Raw genomic sequence first — 14717 nt, forward strand, 5'->3', positions numbered from 1 at the left:
GGGGATCAGGCCCGGCCAGGATCCGCCGCCCGTTTTGCGGACCGAGGACGCTGAGACGGCGGCAGATGCGAGGCGCAGAGCCGATCTGGGCGCAGGCGTAGCCAGAGCTACGTTGAGCACCAGAGCGGTGAAGGCAACGAAGCAGATGCCCCCGGATCAGGGTCCGAATCCCGAAATTGGCGGTGGATCCTGGCCCAACCTGCCGACGAATTCGAGAAGATCCTCGTGCCCACCCCGGTAATCGGTGGTGAAGCTCCCCTGCTGACGATCCACCAGCCAGGTGTCGACCAGGAACGTGGGGATCCCGGCCTGGCGGGCCGCCAGGTCGTGCTCGGTATCGTTGCCGACCATCACGCACTGGCCCGGCTGCAGCCCGACGCTCTGCAGAATATCCTGGAAATAGCCGGGGTGGGGCTTGCAGTAACGGCAGTTTTCGTAGCTGGTCACCAGGGCGAAGGGAAAATCGTGCAGATTGCCCCACTGCAGGCGGGCGTCCACCAGAGGCTTTGGAAATACCGGGTTGGTGGCGACCACCACCTGCAGATTCCGCGAGAAGCAGCGCTCGAGAATCTCCCGGGCCAGCGGCAGGCTGGTAATCAGTTTTTCCAGATCCTCCAGCCCCTCCCGAAAAAACGCCGCCAGCCCCTGTTCCCACTTGGCGCGGCCGATCCCCAGGTGCAGGCCCACCGCCTCGAGGAGCATCTCCTGGTTGCTGCGGCTGCCGTCGTCGCTGCGCAGCAGGGCAAAGGTGGTGGCGGTCAGCACCCGGGCAAAGGCCCGCCGGTCCACCTGGTCCGCGAAATGTCCAGAAAGCCCCTCCAGGTAGGCGGGGATGAACTTGCTCATTTCGACCCCGAGCAGCGTTCCGTCAAGATCGAACAGTACGGCCCTGACCTGCTCCAGCGGGGGATTTTCCATGCTCATCGACCAGTCCGTTCCTTCCTTGCGCTCCGGCCCGACGCCGACGCCAGCGTCCACAGTACCACAACCCCGTGGCCGGAAAAACCGTTAATCTACCGCCCCGCCTCCCCACAAAGCCCTTGACTTGGCACCGGTCTCAGGTTAAAAACATGAGAAAAAACAGTGAGGTAACTATGGAAAACATCCGGGAGGAAGTCAAGGAGCTGCAGATCGGGATGAAAATCCGCCGGCTGCGCCAAGAGCGCCGCATGACCTTGCAGGCTCTTGCCGACGCCACCGGACTCTCCAAGCCCCTGCTGTCCCAGATCGAAAACGAGCAGGTGATCCCCCCCCTGGCGACCCTGCTGCGCATCTCCAAGGCCTTCAAGGTCGAGCTGCAGACCTTCTTCCAGGAGGAAGGGAGCAACGAGAAGTGCATCCTGGTGCGCGCCGGCCAGAGCCGCAAGTTCCAGCGCCGCAGCGGCCCCGGCGAGGAGCCGCCCCCCTACGCCTATCACTCCCTGGCCTTCGGCAAGAAAAACCGCAACCTCGAACCCTTTCTGGTCGAGTTCGAAGCCCGCCAGTGGCGCGAGGACCTGCAGGTAAGCCACGACGGCGAAGAGTTTCTGTTCCTGCTCGAAGGGACCCTCGAATTCCACTACGGCGACCAGGTCATGACCCTGCAGCCCGGCGACTCGGTCTACTACGATTCTTCCGAGCGCCACGGTTACGTCAGCAAGGGAGATGGCCCGGCCAAGGCCGTGGCGGTTCTCTACTCCCGGGGGGTCTGAGCCCCCTCCCTCCGCCCGCAGCGGCTTGACATCCGTTCGGTTTTTTCTAGGATTTCTTGAATGGCGGCCCGGCACCCCGGGGCGGGGCAGACAACGCCCCTGCAGACCGGGTCCGGGCGAATGCGCCTGATTCTTATCTTTCATTCTCATCACGGAGGTTGCTCATGGCGAAAGTTGGCGTGGTACTTTCCGGCTGCGGCGTCTACGACGGCGCGGAAATTCACGAGGCGGTCATCACCCTGCTGGCCCTCGACCGGGCCGGCGCGGAAGCGGTCTGCATGGCCCCGGACAGCGAACAGATGCACGTCGTCAATCACCTGAGCGGCGAGGTGGCCGAGGGGGAAAAACGCAACGTACTGGTGGAATCGGCCCGCATCGCCCGGGGCCAGATCAAAAACCTCAAGGAGGTCAAGGCGGCGGACATCGACGCCCTGATCTTCCCCGGCGGCTTCGGGGCCGCCAAGAACCTCTGCGATTTCGCCGTCAAGGGGGCCGACTGCAGCGTCCATCCCGAGGTGGCCCGCCTGGTCCGCGAGGTGGTCAAGGCGAAAAAGCCTCTCGCCGCGGTCTGCATCGCCCCGGCTCTGGTTTCCCGGGTGCTCGGCAATGACCAACTGGCCCACAAGCTGACCATCGGCACCGACGAGGGGACCGCCCAGGCCCTCGGCGCCATGGGGACCCAGCATGTGGCCTGCCCGGTCCACGAATTCGTTGTCGACCGGGAGAACAAGCTCATCTCCACCCCTGCCTACATGCTCGCCGGGCGCATCAGCGAGGCCGCCGAGGGGATCGAAAAAACCGTCAGGGCCCTGTTGGAGATGATCTGAGCGCGGCCTGGCCGGCTCCTCCACCCGATATAACAGCAGCCGGACTGCCCGAGGGCGGCCCGGCTGTTTTTTTGACATCTACTGCCAGAATGCCTCGTCCCAGTACCTGAAGCCCCGGTCGCTATCCGAAAAATCGCCATGGCGCTGAGGCTGGTCGCCTCGGCCCGCTCCTTGCACATTCCTCCCCACCTTCATGGCAGTGTTTCCTCCCCCGGAAAAGTCTCCGGCGACGCCACGGCAGCCCAGCGGCCAGGAGCAGCACCTCCTCCGTTTTTTTACAAATTCTAATCCCAATATCCTCTTAATCGCCCCTGGTCAACACCCGGCGGACAATCGGCCAGGAGGCCTGGGTTCTTGCCAGATGAAAAATTTCGTCTAAAATGGTCAGGATATTCGGCTACACCACCCAACCCGGCCGCTGCGGCGGCCCAACTTCAGATGCATTGAACGGAGGATTTCATGGACAAGTACCGCTGCGTCATCTGCGACTATATCTACGACCCCGCCGAGGGCGACCCGGGCAACGGCGTCGCGCCCGGCACCGCCTTCGCCGACCTGCCCGACGACTGGGTCTGCCCCCTGTGCGGAGCGGACAAGAGCAACTTCGAAAAAGTCTAAGGAGACTGACCATGGCCAGGACCCCCTACGTGGACAAGGACGTCTGCATCAGCTGCAACCTCTGCGTCGACTCGGTGCCGGAAGTGTTTCGCCTCGACGACGACGGCGTCGCCGAAGTCTACGACCCCGCCGGGGCCCCCGAAGACAGGATCCAGGAGGCCATGGACGCCTGCCCGGTGGCCTGCATCCACTGGCAGGACTGACCACCTGTCCGGCTGGCCCGCGGGCCAGCCGGACAGGTTCGAGCCAACCATGGGCAGTTTCAGAACCCTGAGACCCGGGCGCCTCCCCTATCGGGAGGCGCTTCGACTGCAGGAGAGGCTTCTCGAGCGCAATCGCCCCGGCTTCGGCGACGTGCTGGTGCTGCTCGAACACCCGCCGGTGATCACCCTGGGCCGAAGCTCGCGGCCGGAGCATCTGCTGCTCTCCCCCGCCGAACTCGAGCGGCGCGGCATCGTCTGCGAAGCCGTCGCCCGCGGCGGCGACGTGACCTATCACGGCCCCGGACAACTGGTCGGCTACCCGATCATCGACCTCGAACGCCGGGGGCGCGACCTGCATCGCTACCTGCGCACCCTCGAAGAGGTCCTCATCGACACCCTGGCGGGCTTCGGCCTGAGCGGGGAGCGGATCGCGGGCAAGACCGGCGTCTGGGTCGGTGGCGAGAAGATCGCCTCCATCGGCGTCGGCGTGCGCCGTTGGGTGACCTTTCACGGCTTTGCCCTCAACGTCGCCGCCGATCTCGCCGGCTTCGAGGCCATCGTCCCCTGCGGCCTGCCGGGCGTCCGGATGACCTCCATGGAGCGGCTGCTGGGCAGGCCCATCGCCATGGCCGAGGTTCAGCGGCAGGTCATCGCCAGTTTTGCCCGCAGCTTTGCAATCCGTAATGCAGGAGATTATGAAGAACCCATCACCCCGCAAACCGGACTGGCTTAAGGTCCGTTTTCCCGCCGGCCCGAGCTACGCCCGGATCGACCGCTACCACCGCGACCAGGGCCTGCATTCGGTCTGCCGCAGCGCCGCCTGCCCCAACCAGGGCGAATGCTGGAGTCGCGGCACGGCCACTTTCATGATCTTGGGCGATATCTGCACCCGCGGCTGCAGCTTCTGCAACGTGGCCTGCGGCGCGCCCTTGGCCATCGACCCCGAGGAGCCCGCCAAAATCGCCCGCGCGGTGGCGGAACTGGGCCTGAAGCATGCCGTGATCACCTCGGTGACCCGCGATGACCTCCCCGATGGCGGCGCTGGGCATTTCGCCAGCCTGGTCCGCGCTATTCGCGCCGAGGCACCTGGCTGCCGGGTGGAGCTGCTGATCCCCGATCTCGCCGGCAGTCGCCAGGCGCTTGGAATTATAATGGAAGCTGGGCCCGACGTTCTGGGGCACAATGTCGAAACCGTCCCCAGGCTGTATCCGGTGGTGCGCCAGGGAGCGGACTTCCGGCGCTCGCTCGGGCTGCTGGCGGCAGCCCGCGAGCTGGCGCCAGCGGTCCCCACCAAGTCGGGAATCATGCTGGGCATCGGTGAAGAGCGGCATGAGGTCATGCAGGTGCTGGAGGAGCTGCGGGAGGTCGGCTGCTCGCTGTTGACTCTGGGACAATACCTGGCGCCGACCCGCGCCCATCACCCCGTGGCCCGCTACGTGCCGCCCGAAGAGTTCGCCGAGCTTCGCGAAGCCGGGTTGCGGCTCGGCTTCACCCACGTGGAGGCGGGCCCCCTGGTGCGCTCGTCCTACCACGCTGAACAACAGTTCGAGGAGTCCCAACATGCCTCAGGCCTGTAAAGCCATCCGCGAAACCCTCATCCTCGGCTCGGGACCGGCGGGGCTTACCGCCGCCATCTACGCCGCCCGCGGCCGCTGCTGCCCGCTGCTGATCCACGGCCAGCAGCCCGGCGGCCAGCTGACCACCACCACCGTCATCGACAACTTTCCCGGCTTTCCCGAGGGGGTTGACGGGACGGCGTTGATGGACCGCATGCAGGAACAGGCCGAGCGTTTCGGCACCGATTTCGTCGAAGGGGAGGTCACCCGGGTGGAGTTGGCAAAGCGCCCTTTCAAGGTCTGGCTCGGGGATGAATGCTACCAGTGCCAGACCCTGATCATCGCCACCGGCGCCTCGCCGCGGATGCTCGGCCTGCCCAATGAGTGGGAGCTCTACGGCCGGGGGGTTTCGGTGTGCGCCACCTGCGACGGCTTTTTCTACAAGGGGAAAAAGGTCGTGGTGGTCGGCGGCGGCGACACCGCCATGGAAGAGGCCTCGTTTCTGACCCGCTTCGCCGACCATGTCACCGTGGTACACCGGCGCGACACCCTGCGGGCCAGCCCTCCTTTGGAGAAACGCGCCCGGGAGAACAAGAAAATCACCTTTCGCTGGGAAACCGTGGTCACCGAAATCCTTGGCGACAAGCAGAGCGGGGTGACCGGGGTGCGGGTGCTCCACCACCCCTCCGGGGAGGAGGAGGAAATCCCCTGCGACGGCGTCTTCATCGCCATCGGGCACACCCCGAACACCAAAATATTCAAGGGACAGCTGGAGATGGACCCGGAGGGCTACCTGATCACCCGGGGCAACTGTGAAACCAACATCCCCGGAGTATTCGCCGCGGGGGACGTGCAGGATGCGCACTTTCGCCAGGCGATCACCGCCGCCGGTTCGGGCTGCATGGCGGCGATTCTGGCCGAACGCTATCTCGAAGGACTCGACGATCAGGAGGAGTGAGGATCATGATCTCGGAGCGGATGAAGATATTTATCGAGAAGGTCAACCTGGCCTTCGTCGCCTCGGCCGATCTGGATGGAGAGCCGCACCTCGGCGCCGGGCGCGGGCTCGAAGTCACCGGCCCCAATCACCTGGTCTTCGAAGCCTGGTTCTGCCGAAAGACCCTCAACAACGTCGCTCAGAATCCCCAGGTGGCCATCGCGGTCATGGACCCCGAAAGCGAGGCCGGCTACCAGTTGCGCGGCATCGTGGAAAAGGTCAGCGACGTGGCCATGCTCAACGGCTATGTGCCGCGCCTCGAGGAGCCCGGCATGCCCCAGGTCCAGTCGCGGATCGCAGTGCGCATCGATAAGATCATGGAATTCTCCCACGGCGCCCACACGGACAATCCGCTCTCCAAGGAGGCCTGAAACCGGAGACGCGCCCAGGCTGTGGACAAAGCTGTGGACAATCCCACCCGCATCCGGGGCGAACCCTTCCCTCCGACATTTCCCCACTCGTCACAGCCACAGCAAGGGACTGAAAATAAAGATTTTTTTCAGAAGATCGCCGCCACCTACCGGCCATTTCCGGTTTTCCCCAGGCGCTCCCGCTGGCTTTCAGCCTGTTGACAAAGTCCGCACCGCGCACCTGGCGCCCCGGGCAAGCAATTTCTCGATCTCTGCGGCCGGCATCGGCGCGGCGAAATAGAACCCCTGCATCTCCAGGCAGTTGTGAAGGCGCAGAAATTCCAGCTGCTCCTTGGTCTCCACCCCCTCGGCTACCAATTTCAGCTTCAGGCTCCTGGCCATGCCGATGATGGTCTCGACAATCGCCGCGTCGTCCTGATTGTCGGGCAGATCACTGATAAAGGAGCGGTCGATCTTGATCCGGTCGACCGGGAAGTGCTTGAGGTAGCTCAGCGACGAGTAGCCGGTACCGAAATCATCGATGGCCAGGTGGATGCCACGCCTCTTGAGCTCGGTCAGGGTCCCGATATTGGCCTCGGCCGATTCCATCAGGACACTTTCGGTCAACTCCAGTTCCAGGTCCTTGGGTCGCAGGCCGGTTTCCTCCAGCGCCTGGTCCACCATCTCCAGCAGATCCCCCTGGCGCAGCTGCACCCCAGAAAGGTTGACGCACATGCGCAGGGCGGGATACCCGGCCTGCTGCCAGAGCGCCGCCTGGGCACAGGCGCTGCGCAGCACCCAGCGACCCAGGGTCTGAATCAGGCCGGTGTCCTCGGCCAGGGGGATAAACAGCGAGGGCGGGATCAGTCCCTTTGCGGGATGTCGCCAGCGCAGCAGCGCCTCCACCCCGCTCATTCGGCCCGACCCCAGGTCGTACTGGGGCTGGTAGACCAGGAACAACTCTTCCGTGGCCATGGCTTGGCGCAGGCTCACCTCGAGCTCGTGGCGCTTGCGGGCCCGACGGTTCATCTCCTCCGAGAAGAAATGGTGCATATTCCGCCCCCCCTGCTTGGCCGCGTACATGGCCATGTCCGCATGTTTCAGCAGGGTTTCGGGCTGGCCGCCGTCTTCGGGGAACATGGCGATGCCGATGCTGAAGCCGACCACCACCTGCCGGTCCTGCAGGTGGAAAGGGGTCTTCATTAGCTCGAGGATCTTCTCGGCCACCATGACGGCCTCGCGCTGGCTTTTGATGCAGGAAAGCACCAGGATGAATTCGTCACCACCGAAACGCCCCAGGGTGTCACTCTGGCGAATGGTCGGCTTGAGGCGCTCGGCGACCATCTGCAGCAGCTGATCGCCGACGGCATGGCCGTAGGTATCGTTGATGTCCTTGAAGCGGTCGATGTCCATGAACAGCAGCCCCACCTGGTGGCTCTCGCGGCGCGCGGTGGCCAGATCGTGCTCGAGGCGGTCGAGCAGCAGGGCCCGGTTGGCCAGCCCGGTGATGGCGTCGGAAAAAGCCATGCGCCGCATGTCCAGCTCGGCCCGCTTGCGGTCGGAAATGTCGATCATGGTGCCGACGATTCCCCCCGGCTGCCCATCCGGATCGGCAAACACCGACTTGTGAAACAGCACGGTGCTCTGGCGACCGTCGGCCGCCTCCACCGCGGTCTCGTAGACCTGCACCGCTCCCTCGCGCAGCAGGGCCAGGTCCGCCTCGTGATAGACCCGCGCCTTTTCCGCCGGGGCCACGTCAAAGGCGGTATGGCCGACAATCTTTTCCCGGGAATAGCCGATGTGCCGGGCGAAGGCGTCGTTGCAGCCCAGGTAGACGCCTTGCCGATCCTTGAAGAATATCGGCGCCGGGATGGCATCGATGATGGTCTGCAGGAGGTTTTTCTGCGTTCGCAATTCCAGCTCCGCCCGCCTTCTGAGCTCGTTCATCTCGCGCAGGTAAACCCCGCCGAGCAGGAACACCCCGCTCAGATAGAGCCCGTGCCGAATCGGCGCAAAGACCCCCTCGTATACCTCGCCGAGGGCCATGTCGGGGATTTTCAGGAATTCGTGCAGAAAAAAGAAGCTGAGCGCCGTCACCACCAGGTTGCGCAGCCAGCCCGAGGTCTCGCGCATCAGCACCAGGGGCGGATAGATCAGCCAGAGGCTGGCGTTGATGCGAAACAGCCAGTCGCACCAGGTCTGGCCGAACTTGGAGCTGGGATCGGCGGTGATATGCCCGGCCCACCACCAGAAAGTGGCCAGGTAACAGATGGCAACGGCGGCGAGACTCCCCAGCAGGAAGCGACGAAAACGCTCCTGGCGGCCCAGCAGAAAGCTCAGGAAGGCCGCCGCCACGACCATGAAGGCCATGTTGCTGAGCGCATGCTCGAGGGGTGGGAAAACCACGTGCAGGTCGTCGTGATGGATGATGCCCAGGGCCTGGAGAAATGCCATGGAGATCATCATCAGTTCCCGGGCCAGCCCCAGGGCGAAGCCCCAGATCAGCAACCGCTCGCGGGCCCCTTCGGCCTGGCGCCGCCGCGACCAGGCCACCGTCAGCAACAACCCCCACATGATGCCGGCCAGGCCGAACTGCACGATGTTGTGGTCGATCCCGCCGCGACCGCCGGTGAACTGGGAAATCAGGTCGAGAATGACGGTGATCGGCTGCGCTGCCCTGTCCTCCATTGCCCCTCCCGAAAAGGTGAAAATCTCTGAATTAGTTTAAGCCAGCAAAAACCGGGCCGCGCCGAGAATCCGCCCTGGCGGGCCTTGGCCCTTCGGGGCCCAGGGCCCGCACCCGCTCCGCTTCTGTCCCGGTGGGGGGGGGGAAAGACCGGTTAAATGGCGGGGAACCGGCGAAAGGGCTTGCCCCGCTCGCCCTTGCCGGTAGCCGGGGAGAAAGCTTTGTCTTGATGTTGGATACCCTGAAAGGGGATGAGAACCGCAAAAAGCTCAGGCCCGGTCAAGCCGCTGCAGGCCCAGTTCCCGGGCGCGGGCCACCGTCGCCCGAAACTCGGCCCGGGTCGGCCGCCGGTCGAGGGGCGGGTATTCGTCGGCCCGGTAGCAGGGGCGATACTGGTCCATGAGATTGAGGTAGGTTCGGGGGGAGATCTCCAGGGCGAGAAACTCGAGGATTTGGTCGCTGCCGGCCTGGTTCTCCGGCAGCACCAGGTGGCGCACCAGCAGGCCGCGCCGGGCGAGGCCGGTCTCGTCCAGCACCAGGTCGCCCACCTGGCGGTGCATCTCCTTGACCGCGGCCCGGTTGACCTCGGCGTAGTCGGACACCTTGAGATAGCGACGGGCGACCTGCGAGTCGGCGAACTTCATGTCGGGCATGTAGATGTCGACCACTCCGTCAAGCAGGGAGAGAGCCTCGGGGCTGTCGTAGCCGCCGCTGTTGTAGACGAGCGGCAGGCGCAGGCCGCGCCCGGCGGCGATCGCCAGCGCGCCGAGGATCTGCGCCACCACGTGGCTGGGCGTGACCAGGTTGATGTTGTGGCAGCCCATCTGCTGCAGGCCCAGCATCAGTTCGGCCAGTTGGGCGTTGCTGAATTCCCGCCCCTCGCCCTGCTGGCTGAGGTCGTAGTTCTGGCAGAAAATGCAGGAGAGGCTGCACCAGCTGAAAAAGATCGTCCCCGATCCCCGCCTGCCGACCAGCGGCCGCTCTTCGCCGAAATGCGGGCCGCTGCTGCAGACCACCGCCCGCTCCCCGGTGCGGCAGCGCGCCCCCTGGGTGGCGAGCAGCCGGTTGACGTGACAGCCGTTGGCGCACAACTGGCAGCGCTGCATGTGGGCCAAGGCCCGCTTGGCGCGGGCCTCCAGCTCACCCGACTCGAACAGCTGCAGATAGGCCGGGGCGAATGTCTCGGCCATGCTCACCTCCTTGGAGAATCCTGCGGCTCCTCCCCTTCAGCACAACCATAACAAGCCGCTCGCCCCTGTCAAAGTGGCCCCTCAGTGCCGCTCCCGGTGCCAGATCGACACGCCGTTGCGCCAGATCTCGTAGACCCGGTGGAAGGGGATGGAGTGCTCCTCGCCCCAGGGGTCGACCAGGCGGAAGACGAAGTGCTCGCCCTCGGGGAATTCGAGCCGCTCGAAGGGGACCCGCAGGATCTCGTCTTCGAGCCGGTCGTAGTAGCCGATCTCGAAGCTGGCATCGCCGAACTCGGGGTCCCAGCGGATGCGGTTGAGGATCTCCTGCACCGGCTGCATCGCCGACCCCTTAGCGGATCAGCCGCCGGCGCATGCGCGCCAGCGACAGGGGAAACAGGACCAGGCCGAACAGCAGCAGGTAGCCTAGGTGCCAGAGCAGGGCCGGTTCGAAAAAGCCCATGGTCATGGCGCGCACCAGGGCGACCAGGTGGGTCAGGGGCAGCAGCTGGGCCAGGGTCTGCGCCCAGGCGGGGAGCTGGTCGAGGGGGAAGAAGGTGCCGCTGAACAGGAACATGGGGGTGATCAGCAGGAAGATCGGCACGTTGAAGGTCTCGATGTTGGGCACCAGCGAGGTGCAGAGCATGCCCAGGGCTGCGAAGGCGAGCCCGCCCAGCAGCGCCAGGGGGAGCAGCAGCAGGCCGCCGGGGTAGCTGATAAGGCCGAACAGGCTGATGACCGCCTGCATCAGCGCGGTGGCGATCAGCGACTTGGTGGCGGCCCAGGCGATCTCGCCGGTGATGATCTCGTCGAGGGTCAGGGGGGTGGCGAGGATGGCGTCGAAGGTCTTCTGGTAATACATCCGCACGAAGGAGGCGTAGCTGGTCTCGAAGAACGCATTATACATGATCGCCACCGCCAGCAGCGCCGGGGCGATAAAGCGCACGTAGGAAACGGCTTGGCCGCGGAAGCTGAATTCGCCCACCAGGGCGGAAAGCCCCACGCCGAAGGCGAGCAGGTAGAGCATCGGCTCGAGCAGCGGCGGCAGGAAGCTGATCTTCCAGGTGCGCCGGTAGACGCTGAAGTTGCGCTGCCAGACCCGCACGAAGCGCCGGGATATTTTGGGTCCAACCACCCCGCTCATTCGCGCAGCTCCCTGCCGGTCAGGCGCAGAAACACGTCCTCCAGGTTGGCCAGGCGCAGGGTGCAGCCGTCCTGGCGGAAATCGCGGGTCAGGTGGATGAACAGCTCGTCGCCCGGCAGGTTGTAGACCAGCAGGCGCCGCCCCAGGTCCTCGAACTCGACGGGCTGCCCCTGCAGGTAGCCGCGCAGCTCGGCGCTGGGGGCGACCACCTCGATCACCTCGCGGCCGACGTAGCGGCGCACCAGTTCGGCGGGCTGGCCCTGTACCAGGATCTTGCCGCGGTCCATGATGATCAGCCGGTCGCAGAGCCGCGAAGCCTCCTCGAGGTAGTGGCTGGTCAGCAGGATGGTCAGTCCGCGCTCCTTGAGCTCTTCGAGGCGCTGCCAGACCTGGTGACGCGACTGGGGATCGAGCCCGGTGGTCGGCTCGTCGAGGATCAGCAGTTCGGGGCGGTTGATCAGCGAGCGGGCCAGCACCAGGCGGCGCTTCATGCCGCCGGAAAGCTCCTGGATGGAGGATTTGGCCCGGCCGTCCAGGGCGAAGAATTTGAGCAGGCTCCAGGCCTCGGCCTCGGCCCGGGCGCGGGGGATGTCGAAATAGCGGGCGAACACCAGCAGGTTCTCCAGTACCGGCAGGTCGGGATCGAGATTGTCCTCCTGCTGGCAGACGCCGATGCGCTGCTTGGCTTCGCGCAGATGCCCCGCAAGGTCCCGGCCGAAGACCTTCAGACCACCGCCGCTCAAGGGGCTGTAGCCGTAGAGCATGCGAATGGTGCTGGTCTTGCCGGCCCCGTTGGGGCCGAGCAGGCCGAAGCACTCGCCGCGGCGCACCTGGAAGGAGATGCCGTCCACCGCGGCGAATTCGCCGAAGCTCTTGCGCAGGTTTTCGGCTTCGATCACCGTGGGCATGTCAGGGCCCGCCCTTCATTGTACGTTCAGGCTGAAATCGAGCACCACCTCAAGGGCGTCGGCCTGGGGGCGGATGGAGCGGACCTCCAGCCCGGCCACCTGGACCTGATAAGGCCCCTGCCGGGAGGCGTCGGCAGCGGCTTGGCGCACCTCGCTGAGCAGCGGGTAGCGAAAAGCCCGTGCCAGGGTGTCGCGGAAGAAGCCGCGAATCAGGTCGTTGTAGATGGGCCTGGGGGTTTCCACCTGCAGCTGGTCGAGCAGCAGCTCGCCGCTGCGGTAGACCGGCACCCCGCTCATCACCACCTGAAAAGCATCCGTCGCGCCGACGCATTCGCCCCCCAACTCGACCCCGGCGCGCCCGCGGAACTGGGCGGTCACCCGCAGCCGCCCTCCCGGCGCTGCCGCAATGACGGGATTCTCGAGCAGGGCGTGGCGGCAGGAGGCATCCGAGCCGCCGTACAGAAAATGGCGCCCGCCCTGCTTGAAGACCTGCTGCAGCAGCACTTTGCGCAGGGCCTGGTAGTGGATCCTGGCTTCGGCGGCCGGCAGGGGCGCGGGGTGGATCAGGAGCAGGGTGCAGGCCAGCAGCAGGCCGGCCGAGAGCCTTGGGTTCATCTGTACAAACCTCCGGGGAAAGGGTGGTCGACCATCGCTAATTGTACATCCATACGGGCCGGCGGGCATCCGCCTGCGAGTTTTTTTCATCCCGTTTTTCCCGAACCCTCGGCAAAAAGACGCGTTGACAGGCGCCCCTCGAGCAGCCATACTTCAAAGAAATCTTTAATCTTGTCTCGTCGATTACCATCGGAGGGTCCAGCCCGTGCGCCAGTTTCTGTTGCTTTTGCTCCTGTTGACCTTGGCCGCCCCTGCCCTGGGAGGGCAGGCCGGGGAGCTGTACGCCAGCTCTGCCACCCCCAAGGTCGAACTCTACACCACCAGTTGGTGTCCCTACTGCAAAAAAGCGGTAAATTTCTTCCGTTCCCGGGGGATTTCTTTCGTCGAGTACGACATCGAAAAGGACAAGCAGGCGGCCCGCCGCAAGCAATTGCTCGACAGCCGGCCGGGAGTGCCGCTGGCGATCATCAACGGCAACCTGGTCCATGGATTCTCCGAGAGCCTCTACCTGGAGGCATTGGGCAAATAGGGCCCGCCGCTGCCCGAGCCAGACCGATAGGCAGCCAGCAAAAAACGCCTCCACAGAGGAGGCGTTTTTTGCTGGCTGTTGGCAACCGCGCCCGCCGTTCAGGGGCGCCGGTTCTGCTCGCGGCGCTGCTCCACCGAAACCAGCTTGACCAGGTCGCTGAGCTGCTCGGCGGCCAGATCGATCAGATCATCCACGGCCAGAATCCCCACCAGCCCCCCGGCCGCGTTGACCACGGGCATGCGCCGCACCCCATGGTCACGCATCCGCTTGATCGCGGTGCTCAACGGCTCCTGCTCGGCGACGGTCACCAGCTCTGAGGTCATCACCTCGCCCGCGTTCACCGCCCCCAGGTCGATCTCCTCGGCAATCAGTTCCACCACGATGTCCCGGTCAGTGAAAACGCCCACCGGAATCCTCTGTCCACCCCGGTCATCGGTGACGATCACGTCCCCGACATGATATTTGCGCATGACCCTGGCCACCTCGATGATCGAGGCGCCACGCTCAACGGTCACCACCTCGCGGTTGCAGGCTTCGCCCACGTTCATTGACATACTCTCCCTGAAATCGATTTTTTGTCTAACCGCGGCGCTCTGCAGGGTCCACGCCCCCCACCAGCGGCACGAAGGCCACACCCAGAACCTCCCGCGTGGAAATATTGCCTGCCTCATCCTTCTCCAGCACCATCAGCTCCTGGTGCAGGTAAGGCAGACCGATGGGGATCACCAGCCTCCCCCGGGACGCCAGCTGCTTTTTCAGCGCCGGCGGTACCAGCGGCGCGGCGGCGGTCACCATCACCCCCTCGAAGGGAGCGTGCTCGGGCCAGCCGTGGTTGCCGTCCCCCAGGCGAACCTCGACGTTGCGGTAGCCGAGCCGCTGCAGCCGGCGGCTGGCCTGTTCGGCAAGCTCGGGGATCACCTCGACGCTGTAGACCTTGCGGACCAACTGCGAAAGCACCGCCGCCTGATACCCCGAACCGGTGCCGATCTCCAGCACCCGGTGGTCTTTCTCGGGTTCCAGCAGGTCGGTCATCAGGGCAACGATGAAGGGCTGGGAGATCGTCTGCCCCAGGCCGATGGGCAGGGCGTTGTCGGCATAGGCGAAGGGGCGCATCGGCCCAGGCACGAACTCCTCGCGGGGCACCTTGGCCAGGGCCTCCATGACCCGCTCCCGCAGCGCGCTGCGCCCCGTCTGACGGCTGGTGAGGCGGGTCTCCGCCTCAATGGTCGCCAGCATTTCCCTTACCTTAGGGGACACCATGGCCGCTCCCCGGTATTAGGTCCAGATAATTTATTTTAAACTATTTTCCGCGAAATTCCCGCAGAGGGACAGGACCCCGCAGGCCCCGGGCCGGCGCCGCCCCCTGCGGACCGGTCAATCCACTTGTCTTTCCGGCACTTTGCACC

General features: G+C 65.0%; 18 protein-coding genes. 9 read left to right on the forward strand and 9 right to left on the reverse strand.

Annotated features, from left to right (window positions below):
- Positions 1 to 156 precede the first annotated feature (156 nt).
- On the reverse strand, positions 157 to 978 hold the full coding sequence (locus DESUT3_RS17750) for an HAD family hydrolase (RefSeq protein ID WP_221249816.1): 822 nt from the start codon (positions 976 to 978) through the stop codon (positions 157 to 159).
- 92 nt (positions 979 to 1070) lie between these two features.
- Between DESUT3_RS17750 and DESUT3_RS17755 the strand changes: the two genes are divergently transcribed.
- The 8 genes from DESUT3_RS17755 (at position 1071) to DESUT3_RS17790 (ending at position 6263) form a co-directional block, all read left to right on the forward strand.
- Positions 1071 to 1691 (forward strand): helix-turn-helix domain-containing protein, encoded by a 621-nt coding sequence (locus DESUT3_RS17755; RefSeq protein ID WP_318835954.1) that lies wholly within the window; start codon positions 1071 to 1073, stop codon positions 1689 to 1691.
- Between the two features lie 164 nt (positions 1692 to 1855).
- Positions 1856 to 2518, forward strand: a complete 663-nt coding sequence (elbB, locus tag DESUT3_RS17760; protein WP_221249817.1) for an isoprenoid biosynthesis glyoxalase ElbB — start codon at positions 1856 to 1858, stop codon at positions 2516 to 2518.
- A gap of 459 nt (positions 2519 to 2977) precedes the next feature.
- Positions 2978 to 3136 carry a rubredoxin gene (rd, locus tag DESUT3_RS17765; RefSeq protein WP_221249818.1) on the forward strand — a complete coding sequence of 53 codons (159 nt, stop codon included), beginning with the start codon at positions 2978 to 2980 and terminating at the stop codon, positions 3134 to 3136.
- Between the two features lie 11 nt (positions 3137 to 3147).
- On the forward strand, positions 3148 to 3339 hold the full coding sequence (locus DESUT3_RS17770; RefSeq protein ID WP_221249819.1) for a ferredoxin: 192 nt from the start codon (positions 3148 to 3150) through the stop codon (positions 3337 to 3339).
- Positions 3340 to 3388: 49 nt separating this feature from the next.
- Positions 3389 to 4072, forward strand: coding sequence for a lipoyl(octanoyl) transferase LipB (gene lipB, locus DESUT3_RS17775; RefSeq protein ID WP_221249820.1), 684 nt, complete (start codon positions 3389 to 3391; stop codon positions 4070 to 4072).
- Positions 4035 to 4916, forward strand: a complete 882-nt coding sequence (gene lipA / locus DESUT3_RS17780; protein ID WP_221249821.1) for a lipoyl synthase — start codon at positions 4035 to 4037, stop codon at positions 4914 to 4916. Before lipB ends, lipA begins: the two co-directional genes overlap by 38 nt.
- A gap of 4 nt (positions 4917 to 4920) precedes the next feature.
- Entirely contained in the window at positions 4921 to 5853 is a 933-nt protein-coding gene (gene trxB / locus DESUT3_RS17785) for a thioredoxin-disulfide reductase (protein WP_404827056.1), read from the forward strand.
- Between the two features lie 5 nt (positions 5854 to 5858).
- The gene (locus DESUT3_RS17790; protein ID WP_221252595.1) at positions 5859 to 6263 is read left to right on the forward strand and encodes a pyridoxamine 5'-phosphate oxidase family protein; all 405 of its coding nucleotides are present in this window, start codon (positions 5859 to 5861) and stop codon (positions 6261 to 6263) included.
- 189 nt (positions 6264 to 6452) lie between these two features.
- Here DESUT3_RS17790 and DESUT3_RS17795 read toward each other — a convergent pair whose 3' ends face one another.
- The 6 genes from DESUT3_RS17795 to DESUT3_RS17820 all read right to left on the reverse strand — a co-directional run bounded on the left by DESUT3_RS17795 (position 6453) and on the right by DESUT3_RS17820 (position 12782).
- Complete coding sequence (locus tag DESUT3_RS17795; RefSeq protein ID WP_221249823.1) at positions 6453 to 8930, reverse strand: putative bifunctional diguanylate cyclase/phosphodiesterase; 2478 nt, start codon at positions 8928 to 8930, stop codon at positions 6453 to 6455.
- 267 nt (positions 8931 to 9197) lie between these two features.
- Positions 9198 to 10118, reverse strand: a complete 921-nt coding sequence (locus DESUT3_RS17800) for a radical SAM protein (protein ID WP_221249824.1) — start codon at positions 10116 to 10118, stop codon at positions 9198 to 9200.
- A gap of 81 nt (positions 10119 to 10199) precedes the next feature.
- Positions 10200 to 10457 carry a DUF504 domain-containing protein gene (locus DESUT3_RS17805; RefSeq protein ID WP_221249825.1) on the reverse strand — a complete coding sequence of 86 codons (258 nt, stop codon included), beginning with the start codon at positions 10455 to 10457 and terminating at the stop codon, positions 10200 to 10202.
- Positions 10458 to 10467: 10 nt separating this feature from the next.
- Entirely contained in the window at positions 10468 to 11259 is a 792-nt protein-coding gene (locus DESUT3_RS17810; RefSeq protein ID WP_221249826.1) for an ABC transporter permease, read from the reverse strand.
- Complete coding sequence (locus DESUT3_RS17815; RefSeq protein ID WP_221249827.1) at positions 11256 to 12167, reverse strand: ABC transporter ATP-binding protein; 912 nt, start codon at positions 12165 to 12167, stop codon at positions 11256 to 11258. Before DESUT3_RS17815 ends, DESUT3_RS17810 begins: the two co-directional genes overlap by 4 nt.
- 15 nt (positions 12168 to 12182) lie before the next feature.
- Positions 12183 to 12782 carry a hypothetical protein gene (locus tag DESUT3_RS17820; RefSeq protein WP_221249828.1) on the reverse strand — a complete coding sequence of 200 codons (600 nt, stop codon included), beginning with the start codon at positions 12780 to 12782 and terminating at the stop codon, positions 12183 to 12185.
- 205 nt (positions 12783 to 12987) lie between these two features.
- Here DESUT3_RS17820 and DESUT3_RS17825 point away from each other — a divergent pair, with 205 nt between their 5' ends.
- Positions 12988 to 13311: a glutaredoxin family protein gene (locus tag DESUT3_RS17825; RefSeq protein ID WP_221249829.1), complete on the forward strand. Its 324-nt coding sequence runs from the start codon at positions 12988 to 12990 to the stop codon at positions 13309 to 13311.
- Positions 13312 to 13409: 98 nt separating this feature from the next.
- Here DESUT3_RS17825 and DESUT3_RS17830 read toward each other — a convergent pair whose 3' ends face one another.
- Positions 13410 to 13859: a CBS domain-containing protein gene (locus DESUT3_RS17830; RefSeq protein WP_221249830.1), complete on the reverse strand. Its 450-nt coding sequence runs from the start codon at positions 13857 to 13859 to the stop codon at positions 13410 to 13412.
- Between the two features lie 31 nt (positions 13860 to 13890).
- Positions 13891 to 14547 carry a protein-L-isoaspartate(D-aspartate) O-methyltransferase gene (locus tag DESUT3_RS17835; RefSeq protein WP_225911556.1) on the reverse strand — a complete coding sequence of 219 codons (657 nt, stop codon included), beginning with the start codon at positions 14545 to 14547 and terminating at the stop codon, positions 13891 to 13893.
- Between the last annotated feature and the right edge of the window lie 170 nt (positions 14548 to 14717).

This window comes from Desulfuromonas versatilis (assembly GCF_019704135.1).
Taxonomy (GTDB): Bacteria; Desulfobacterota; Desulfuromonadia; order Desulfuromonadales; family NIT-T3; genus Desulfuromonas_A; species Desulfuromonas_A versatilis.

Coding starts and splice junctions, on each gene's coding strand:
- DESUT3_RS17770 (WP_221249819.1), top strand. CDS start 3,148: ATGGCCAGGACCCCCTACGTGGACAAGGACGTCTGCATCAGCTGCAAC.
- DESUT3_RS17800 (WP_221249824.1), bottom strand. CDS start 10,118: ATGGCCGAGACATTCGCCCCGGCCTATCTGCAGCTGTTCGAGTCGGGT.
- DESUT3_RS17835 (WP_225911556.1), bottom strand. CDS start 14,547: ATGCTGGCGACCATTGAGGCGGAGACCCGCCTCACCAGCCGTCAGACG.
- DESUT3_RS17815 (WP_221249827.1), bottom strand. CDS start 12,167: ATGCCCACGGTGATCGAAGCCGAAAACCTGCGCAAGAGCTTCGGCGAA.
- DESUT3_RS17830 (WP_221249830.1), bottom strand. CDS start 13,859: ATGAACGTGGGCGAAGCCTGCAACCGCGAGGTGGTGACCGTTGAGCGT.
- lipA (WP_221249821.1), top strand. CDS start 4,035: ATGAAGAACCCATCACCCCGCAAACCGGACTGGCTTAAGGTCCGTTTT.
- lipB (WP_221249820.1), top strand. CDS start 3,389: ATGGGCAGTTTCAGAACCCTGAGACCCGGGCGCCTCCCCTATCGGGAG.
- DESUT3_RS17820 (WP_221249828.1), bottom strand. CDS start 12,782: ATGAACCCAAGGCTCTCGGCCGGCCTGCTGCTGGCCTGCACCCTGCTC.
- DESUT3_RS17755 (WP_318835954.1), top strand. CDS start 1,071: ATGAGAAAAAACAGTGAGGTAACTATGGAAAACATCCGGGAGGAAGTC.
- rd (WP_221249818.1), top strand. CDS start 2,978: ATGGACAAGTACCGCTGCGTCATCTGCGACTATATCTACGACCCCGCC.
- DESUT3_RS17790 (WP_221252595.1), top strand. CDS start 5,859: ATGATCTCGGAGCGGATGAAGATATTTATCGAGAAGGTCAACCTGGCC.
- elbB (WP_221249817.1), top strand. CDS start 1,856: ATGGCGAAAGTTGGCGTGGTACTTTCCGGCTGCGGCGTCTACGACGGC.
- DESUT3_RS17795 (WP_221249823.1), bottom strand. CDS start 8,930: ATGGAGGACAGGGCAGCGCAGCCGATCACCGTCATTCTCGACCTGATT.
- DESUT3_RS17810 (WP_221249826.1), bottom strand. CDS start 11,259: ATGAGCGGGGTGGTTGGACCCAAAATATCCCGGCGCTTCGTGCGGGTC.
- DESUT3_RS17805 (WP_221249825.1), bottom strand. CDS start 10,457: ATGCAGCCGGTGCAGGAGATCCTCAACCGCATCCGCTGGGACCCCGAG.